Genomic DNA, 7,465 nt, shown 5'->3' with positions numbered 1-7,465 from the left:
GTTGGGGTGGTCGTAGCGGGCTCGGGTCTCTCTATGGTCTCCTGGTTTGTGGGGTGGGGCGCCCCCGACACCCGCACCCCCTGGGGGCCGCAGGCTGAGCAGCTGCCCCCGAGGCGTCGTCCCGTACGTCGGTGCGGGGTGGTTCAGAACCCGGCGCCTGCGGTGGGCGGTGCGCTGCGCTCGTGGTCGATGTCGTCGCGCTGCTCCGCGAGCGAGCGCTCCTCGTCCACCAGCGACGACAGCTCGTCGTTCGCGATGTCGCGCGCCGCGGCCTCGAGCAGCGCGTCGCGCGCGGCACGGCGCTCGCGCTGCGCCGCCGGGTCCGGCACCGGCACAGCGGCGAGGAGCCGCTGCGTGTACGGGTGCCGGGGGGCGTGCACGATCTGCGACGTCGCGCCCACCTCGACCAGCTTGCCCTTGTGCATCACGGCGATGCGGTCGGACAGCATCTCGACGACCGCGAGGTCGTGCGAGATGAACAGGCACGCGAAGCCGTGCTCGCGCTGGAGGTCCGTGAACAGGTCGAGGACCTTGGCCTGCACGGACACGTCGAGCGCCGACGTCGGCTCGTCCGCCACGAGCAGCTTGGGCTCGAGCGAGAGCGCGCGGGCGATGCCGACGCGCTGGCGCTGACCGCCCGAGAGCTCGTGCGGGTAGCGGTTGCGCATCGCGCGCGGCAGCTCGACCTGGTCGAGCAGGCGCTCGACCTCGCGGCTGAGCTCCTTGCCCTTCACGCCCTTGTGCAGCATGAGCGGCTCGCCGATGGACTCGCCGATCGGCAGGCGCGGGTTGAGCGACGACCCCGGGTCCTGGAACACGATGCCGACCTCGGTGCGCAGCGGCTTGAGGTCCTTGAGCGTCGCGCCCACCATGTTCCTGCCGACGATCTCGAGCGAACCCCCGGTGACCGGCAGGAGGCCGACGGCCGCGCGGCCGATCGTCGTCTTGCCCGATCCCGACTCGCCGACGAGCCCGAGGACCTCGCCCTGGCGGATCTGCATCGACACCTCGTCGACCGCGCGGAACGCGGCCTGACGGCGTCGGCCCGGGTACTCGATGACCATGTCCTGCGCGTCGAGCACGAGCGGGCGCTCCTGCGCCGCCGCCGGGGCGCGGTCCGTGACCGTGGTCGCCTCGCGCGTGGAGCCCAGGTGCGGCACCGCCTCGAGGAGACGGACCGTGTACGGGTGCTGGGGGTTGCCGAAGATCTCGGCCGACGTGCCGCGCTCGACGACCTGACCGTCCTTCATCACCATGATCGAGTCGGCCATGTCCGCGACCACGCCCATGTCGTGCGTGATGAGGATGATCGCCGCGTCGACCCGGTACCGCAGGTCGCGCAGGAGCTTGAGGATCTCGGCCTGGACCGTGACGTCGAGCGCCGTGGTGGGCTCGTCCGCGACGAGGAGCTTGGGGTCGCACGCGAGGGCCTGGGCGATCATCGCGCGCTGACGCTGACCCCCGGAGAGCTGGTGCGGGTACGCGTCGAAGCGGCGCTCCGGCTCCGGGATCTCGACGAGCCGCAGGAGCTCGATCGCGCGCTTCTTCGCGTCGGCGGGGCCGACGTTGAAGTGCGTCCGGATGGTCTCGACGATCTGGAAGCCCACCGTGTACACGGGGTTCAGCGCCGTCATCGGCTCCTGGAAGATCATGGAGATCTCCTTGCCGCGGACGTGCCGCAGCGAGCCGTGCGACATGCCGATGAGCTCGCGGTCGCCGAGCTTGGCGGAGCCGCGTGCACGACCGTTCGGCGGGAGCAGGCCCAGCAGCGCGAGCGACGACTGGGACTTGCCCGAGCCGGACTCGCCGACGATCGCGAGGACCTCACCGGAGTGGAGGTCGTAGCTCACGTCCGTTGCCGCGGGGTACCAGGCCTTGTCGACGTAGAAGTCCACGCCGAGGTTGCGCACGGTCAGCACGGGGCTGCCCTGGCGCGCGGCCGGGGCCGCGGGAGACGTCTCGATGGCCACGCTGATCAGTGTCCTTCCTGCTGGAGCCGGCGCTCGTGGCGCCGCGACTCTGCGAGCATGGGCGCATGGGTCCCACGCTGGTCTTCCGTTCGACGTACGGCCGAGTCCTCACGGTGGCGACGGGCGTCGTCGCCGTCGCCCTGGTCGTGGTCACGGCCGTGACGGGGGACGTCGTCGCGGTCGTGGGGGCTCTGCTCCCCGCCGCGCTCGTGACGTACCTCGTCTGGATGCTGTTCTGGCGTCCCGCCGTGGAGGTGTCCGACGGCGGGGTCGAGGTCCGCAACGTCGCCCGCACCGTCCACGTGCCGTGGACCGCGTACGAGGGCGTCGAGACCCGGTACTCGCTCGAGGTGCGCTACGCGGGCGGCCGGGTGACCGCCTGGGCGGCGCCCCGGTCGAGCGGATCGGCTCGCTGGCTGCGCAGCTCCCGCAGGAACCCCGTGGACCGGGAGCGCGTGGTCACCGGCGCGAACGCCGAGGCCGTGGCCGAGGCCGTCACGCAGCGGCACGGGCTGCTCGCGGCGGCCGGTCACCTCGATCGCGCGGTGCCCGGTGCTCCCGGCGCCCGCACCACCTGGCACGTCGGGCAGCTCGCCGTGCTGGGCGCGCTCGCCGTCGCGACGGTCGTGGCGCTCACCGCCTGACCTCGTCGGCGCGCCGCGCCGCCCGAGAGGTCCACGACCTCCCGGACGGGCGGCGACGACGGCGGTCATCAGCTCGCCCCGGCCTCACCGGTCGCACCCGGCGTGGCGGCGGCCGTGGGGCGCGCGACGCGCTGCGCGCGCGCCATCTTGCGCTCCGACGGGATCCGCTTCTGGCGCGGGTCGAACGCGTCGCGCAGACCGTCACCGATGAAGTTGACGCACAGCGCGATCGCGACGATGAACAGACCCGGCCACCAGAACAGCCACGGACGCGTCGCGAACGCCTCCTGGTAGTCGCTGATGAGCTTGCCGAGGGAGGTCGCCGGCGCCTGGATGCCGACGCCGAGGTAGCTCAGCGCCGTCTCGAGCAGGATCGCCGAGCTCATGAGCAGGGTGACGTTGACGATGATGACGCCCACGGCGTTGGGCAGCATGTGCTTGAAGATGATCCGGCTGTCGCGCGCGCCGGCGACGCGGGCCGCGTCGACGAACTCTCGCTCGCGCAGCGACAGGAACTCGCCGCGCACGAGGCGCGCGAGCGGCGGCCACAGGACGAGCCCGAGGAACGCGCCGAGGATGAGCGCGTTGCTGCCGCCCGACAGGAGCGCGAGCACCGCGCCGATGACGATGACCGGCATCGTGATGACGAGGTCCGTGAAGCGCATGAGCCACGAGTCGACCCGGCCGCGGTAGTACCCGGACAGCGCCCCGAAGAGGACTCCGGCCACCGTCGCGATGACGCCGACGGACAGCACCACGAGGAGCGAGGTCTGCGTGCCCTGCATGACGCGAGCGAACACGTCGCGGCCGGCCTCGTCCTGACCGAAGATGTGCTCGGGCGAGGGCGCTCCCCCGTTGACGAGCGGGTAGGTCGAGCCCTGACCGGACGCCTTGTACGCGTACCAGCCGTCCCAGCCGCCGATCCCGATGGAGGTGATCGCGAGCGCGACGATGCCGACGAGGAAGACGAGCGCGACGACCGCGCCCTTGTGGTGGAAGAAGCGCCGTCGGACGATCTGCCCCTGGGACAGCCCTTCGACCTCGAGGAGCTCGATCTGGTTCTCGGTCGCGCCGCTCTGCGACGCGTCGTTCGGTGTGTTGCTCATGCGTTCACCCGGATCCGCGGGTCGAGGGCTGCGTAGATGAGGTCAGCCACGATGTTGGCGATGATGGCGAGGGCCGCGACGATGACGAGGTAGGCCATGACGGGGTCGATCTCGCCTCGTTGCAGCGAGTTGAGGAAGAGCAGGCCCATGCCCGGTCGGGCGAAGACCTTCTCGGTGATGATCGCGCCGCCCAGCAGGGTGATGACGTCGATGGGGACGATCGTCGCGAGCGGGATCAGCGTGTTGCGGAAGCCGTGGCGCATCACGACCGTCCGCTCCGGCAGGCCCTTGGCCCGCGCGGTGCGGATGTAGTCCTGGCTCATCACCTCGAGCATGCTCGCGCGCGAGTAGCGCGTGTAGCCGGCGAACTGGATGAGCACGAGCGCGATGGTCGGCAGGAGCAGGTGCGTGTACTGGTCGAGGACCTGCACCCAGAAGTTGCCGCCGAGGTTCGGCGTGCTGTTGCCGATCGTCGGGATGGGCCGGCCGTTGATCGCCGTCGCGTTGAAGTACGCGGGCCAGACACCCATGACCTTGTCGACGAAGATCATCGAGGCCACGAGGACGGCCGTGATGCCGGAGGCGCGCGCGGACACGCCCTTGTCGGGGCCGCCCCACGCGTACCCGATCCCGATGCCGACACCGACGGCGACGACCCCCAGGACGAGCACGAGCCACCAGTTGTCCACCTGCTTGAGGACGGACTGGATCGGGAAGTAGATGACGACGCCGACCAGGACCGTGGTCAGCGAAGCGTAGAGCGCGCGGCGGTTCTTCAGTCCGGACACCAGGGCGGTGATCGCGAACGCGAGGGCCGTGCCCGTGACGATGATGATGACCGGACCGAGGTTCGGCTCCGCCCACCACCCGGAGAGCTGGAGGTAGAGCAGCGCGAGCGCGCTGGCGGCGAAGCCCATCGCGAAGACCGTGAGCCGCCGCTTGAGCGTCCCGCCGAAGGCGAGGGACCAGAACAGGCCGATCACGACGCCGACGATCGCGATCACGAGGATCGAGAGGTTCGGGTCCCGGAGGAAGTCGTTGAAGCCGATCGCGCCCCACTGCTTGAGCAGGACGGCGACCCAGAAGGCCGGGAGCGAGTAGAGCACGAACGAGACGAAGATCGTCAGGTAGTCGAACGTGCTGTACTGCCGCAGCGCGCTGACGATGCCGACCATGACGCCGAAGACGACGGCGAGGACGGTCGCCGCGGCGACGAGCTGGATGGTCGAGATCACTGCGCCCTGGAGCAGCGTCGTGACGGACTGGCCACTCTGCCAGGCTGTCCCGAGGTCACCGGTGACGAAGTCGCCGAGCCACTTGAAGTAGCGGATCACCGAGGGCGTGTCGAGGTCGAGCTCGGCGGTGCGCTGGGCGATGAGCTGCGCCTTGTTGGGCTTCGTGCTCGACTCGAGATCCATGAAGATGTACGGCCGGATCGCGGCGTCGACGAGCAGGAACATCGCGAACGTGGACACGAGGAGGGTCGCCAACCCTGCCAGCACACGCCGCGAGATGAAGGAGAACATCGGAGGTCTTACCTCGCTGGTCGGTAGGGACCCCGGGTCTGGGGCCGGTCGATTCTACGCGCGGGTCTCGCGCGATCGTGAACCGAGGGGCACGGGACGCCGTGGTGAGGACGTCGGGGTTCGGGAGCACGCGAGGACCGGGGGTCCCGACGGGCGGGCCGTCGAAGACCCCCGGTCTCCTGCGTCCGGACAGGCCCGCCGCCATCCTCGCGGACGGCGACGGGCCTCGTCAGGCGGTGTTCAGGACTCTCAGCCCTCGAACGTCCAGTTCCAGAAACCGTGGAAGATCGTCGGGCTGATCGTGATCGACTCGACGCCCTTCAGGTTCTCGTCCCAGCCCTGGATGGCCGGGAACTGGAAGATCGTCACACCGAAGCCGTCCGCCCACAGGTTCTTCTCGACCTCGAGCTGGAGCTGGAACTGCTCCTCGGGGTCGGTCGAGACCTGGAGATTGTCCAGCGCGGCGTCGACGGCCGGGTTGTTGTACTGGCCGTAGTTGTTGACACCGGGGTTCGGCGTCCAGCGGAAGTTCGCGTCCGACTCGGTGACCGCGGTCGACGTGGACTGCCAGCCGAAGAGCGAGGCGTCGTACTGGTCCTGGCCGGTGGCGAGCAGGGTGCCCCACTCGGCGGCCGGACGGCCCGTGTCGACGATCTCGAAGCCGGCCTGCGAGGCGGTGTCGGTGATGAGCGCGAGCTCGTTCACGCGACGCGTGTTCTCGTTGTTGTACGCGAAGCGCACCTTGACCGGCGTGGCGACCCCGGCGTCGGCGAGCAGCTGCTTCGCCTTCTCGATGTCACCTGCGGCCGGGTAGAAGTCCGAGCCGTTCTCCGCGACCATCTGGTCGTAGTTCGGCGAGCCCGGGATGAGGATGTTCGAGTTGCGCACCTCGGCGTCCGGGTTGAGCGGCTTGATGAGGTTGTCGACGATCGTCTGGCGCGGGATCGTCAGCAGGAACGCCTGGCGGACGGCCTTGGCCTTCTCCGCGTCGCCGCCGTAGGTCTGCGGGTCGAACGGACCCTTGTTCTGGAAGACCAGGTCGACGTGCTCGTACGTGCCCTCGATGCCCGAGTGGGTCTCGATGCCGTCGAGCGCCTCGAGCGCGGTGCGGACGTCGGCCGAGGCCTGCGGGCCGATGAGGTCGACCTCACCGTTCTCGAGCGCCTGGACCTGGGCCATCGGGTCCTCGATGTAGCGGACCGTGATGGTGTCGACCGCGCCCTTGTTCTTGCCCTGGAAGTCAGGGTTCGCCTTCAGGGTGAGGTACTGGTTCTCCTTGTAGTCCTCGAGCGTGTAGGCACCGTTCGAGACGTACAGCGAGGGGTCCTCGGGGAGCGAGGTGAACTGGAAGCCCTCGTTCCAGAACTTCGAGATCTTCGACAGCGCGGCGGTGTCGTTGTTGAGGATCGCGTCGCGGACGGCGGCCTTGGCCTCCTCCGCGTCCTCGATGCCGAGCGCCTTCTGGCCGACGACGTGGGCGGGGACGAACTCGTTCGTCCAGCTCAGCTCCCAGTCACCGAACGGCTTGTCGTAGACGACCGTGATGGACTTGTTGTCCTCGGAGATCTCAGGGTTCTGCGAGATCAGGGCGATGCCGGGGTCCGAGCCGTCGAAGTAGACACCGGCGTCCACCTCGGCCTGGTTCGTGACCTCGCCGGTCTCCGGGTCCGTCTCGGCCTCGACCGTGTTGAACTTGCCGGACTGGCCGGCCCAGTCGAGCAGCAGCTCCGTCGCGTCGACGGGCGTGCCGTCCGACCACTTGGTGTCGTCGCCGAACGTGTACTTGATGGTCAGCGGGTCGTCCGAGACCTTCTCGTACGTACCGAACGACTCGTCCTGGACGAGGTTCAGGTCGGCGTCGTAGTAGCTGAAGCCGGAGTTCAGCACGTAGTTGATGATCGCGTTCTGCGTCGCGTTGCCGTTCGACGAGCTGAGGTTCAGCTCGTTGAGGGGGGCCTCCCACGCGACCGTGACGGCCGACTCGGTGTTGATGCCCGCGTCGTCGGTCTCGGTCTCGCCGTCACCCGACGTGCCGCTGCACGCGGAGAACAGCAGTGCCCCCGTGACCGTCACGGCGAGGGCGGCACTGGTGCGCCTGATCTTCAATGTTCCTCCTCCAAGGGATGGTGAGCGCGTACGAGGGAGCGTCGTTAGCCCCCCGGCCGCCCCGTCACCCGCGCGTCCGGATGGTGTCGGCGCGCGTGGACGGGAATGCCCAC

General features: G+C 69.4%; 5 protein-coding genes. 1 reads left to right on the top strand and 4 read right to left on the bottom strand.

Translation table 11 applies throughout. The annotated features are described in order from the left end of the window. Positions 1-143: 143 nt before the first annotated feature. Positions 144-1,970 (bottom strand): ABC transporter ATP-binding protein, encoded by a 1,827-nt coding sequence (locus ACFWH7_RS13780; protein WP_378217078.1) that lies wholly within the window; start codon positions 1,968-1,970, stop codon positions 144-146. A 65-nt stretch (positions 1,971-2,035) separates the two neighbouring features. Here ACFWH7_RS13780 and ACFWH7_RS13775 point away from each other — a divergent pair, with 65 nt between their 5' ends. Further along, entirely contained in the window at positions 2,036-2,614 is a 579-nt protein-coding gene (locus tag ACFWH7_RS13775; protein ID WP_378217077.1) for a PH domain-containing protein, read from the top strand. A 68-nt stretch (positions 2,615-2,682) separates the two neighbouring features. On the opposite strand, the gene ACFWH7_RS13770 is transcribed toward ACFWH7_RS13775, so the two are convergent. The 3 genes from ACFWH7_RS13770 to ACFWH7_RS13760 all read right to left on the bottom strand — a co-directional run bounded on the left by ACFWH7_RS13770 (position 2,683) and on the right by ACFWH7_RS13760 (position 7,352). Beyond that, positions 2,683-3,720, bottom strand: coding sequence for an ABC transporter permease (locus ACFWH7_RS13770; protein ID WP_378217076.1), 1,038 nt, complete (start codon positions 3,718-3,720; stop codon positions 2,683-2,685). Beyond that, positions 3,717-5,246, bottom strand: coding sequence for an ABC transporter permease (locus ACFWH7_RS13765; protein ID WP_378217075.1), 1,530 nt, complete (start codon positions 5,244-5,246; stop codon positions 3,717-3,719). The genes ACFWH7_RS13770 and ACFWH7_RS13765 overlap by 4 nt, the downstream gene beginning before the upstream one ends. 249 nt (positions 5,247-5,495) lie before the next feature. Beyond that, positions 5,496-7,352, bottom strand: a complete 1,857-nt coding sequence (locus tag ACFWH7_RS13760; RefSeq protein WP_378217074.1) for an ABC transporter family substrate-binding protein — start codon at positions 7,350-7,352, stop codon at positions 5,496-5,498. Positions 7,353-7,465 lie beyond the last annotated feature (113 nt).

Origin of the sequence: Cellulosimicrobium cellulans (assembly GCF_042723955.1) — a bacterium.
Lineage (GTDB): Bacteria > Actinomycetota > Actinomycetes > Actinomycetales > Cellulomonadaceae > Cellulosimicrobium > Cellulosimicrobium cellulans_H.
Note: the sequence above shows the minus strand (reverse complement) of the source record. Positions and strands in the feature narration are given on the sequence as shown.

Coding starts and splice junctions, on each gene's coding strand:
- ACFWH7_RS13770 (WP_378217076.1), bottom strand. CDS start 3,720: ATGAGCAACACACCGAACGACGCGTCGCAGAGCGGCGCGACCGAGAAC.
- ACFWH7_RS13765 (WP_378217075.1), bottom strand. CDS start 5,246: ATGTTCTCCTTCATCTCGCGGCGTGTGCTGGCAGGGTTGGCGACCCTC.
- ACFWH7_RS13775 (WP_378217077.1), top strand. CDS start 2,036: ATGGGTCCCACGCTGGTCTTCCGTTCGACGTACGGCCGAGTCCTCACG.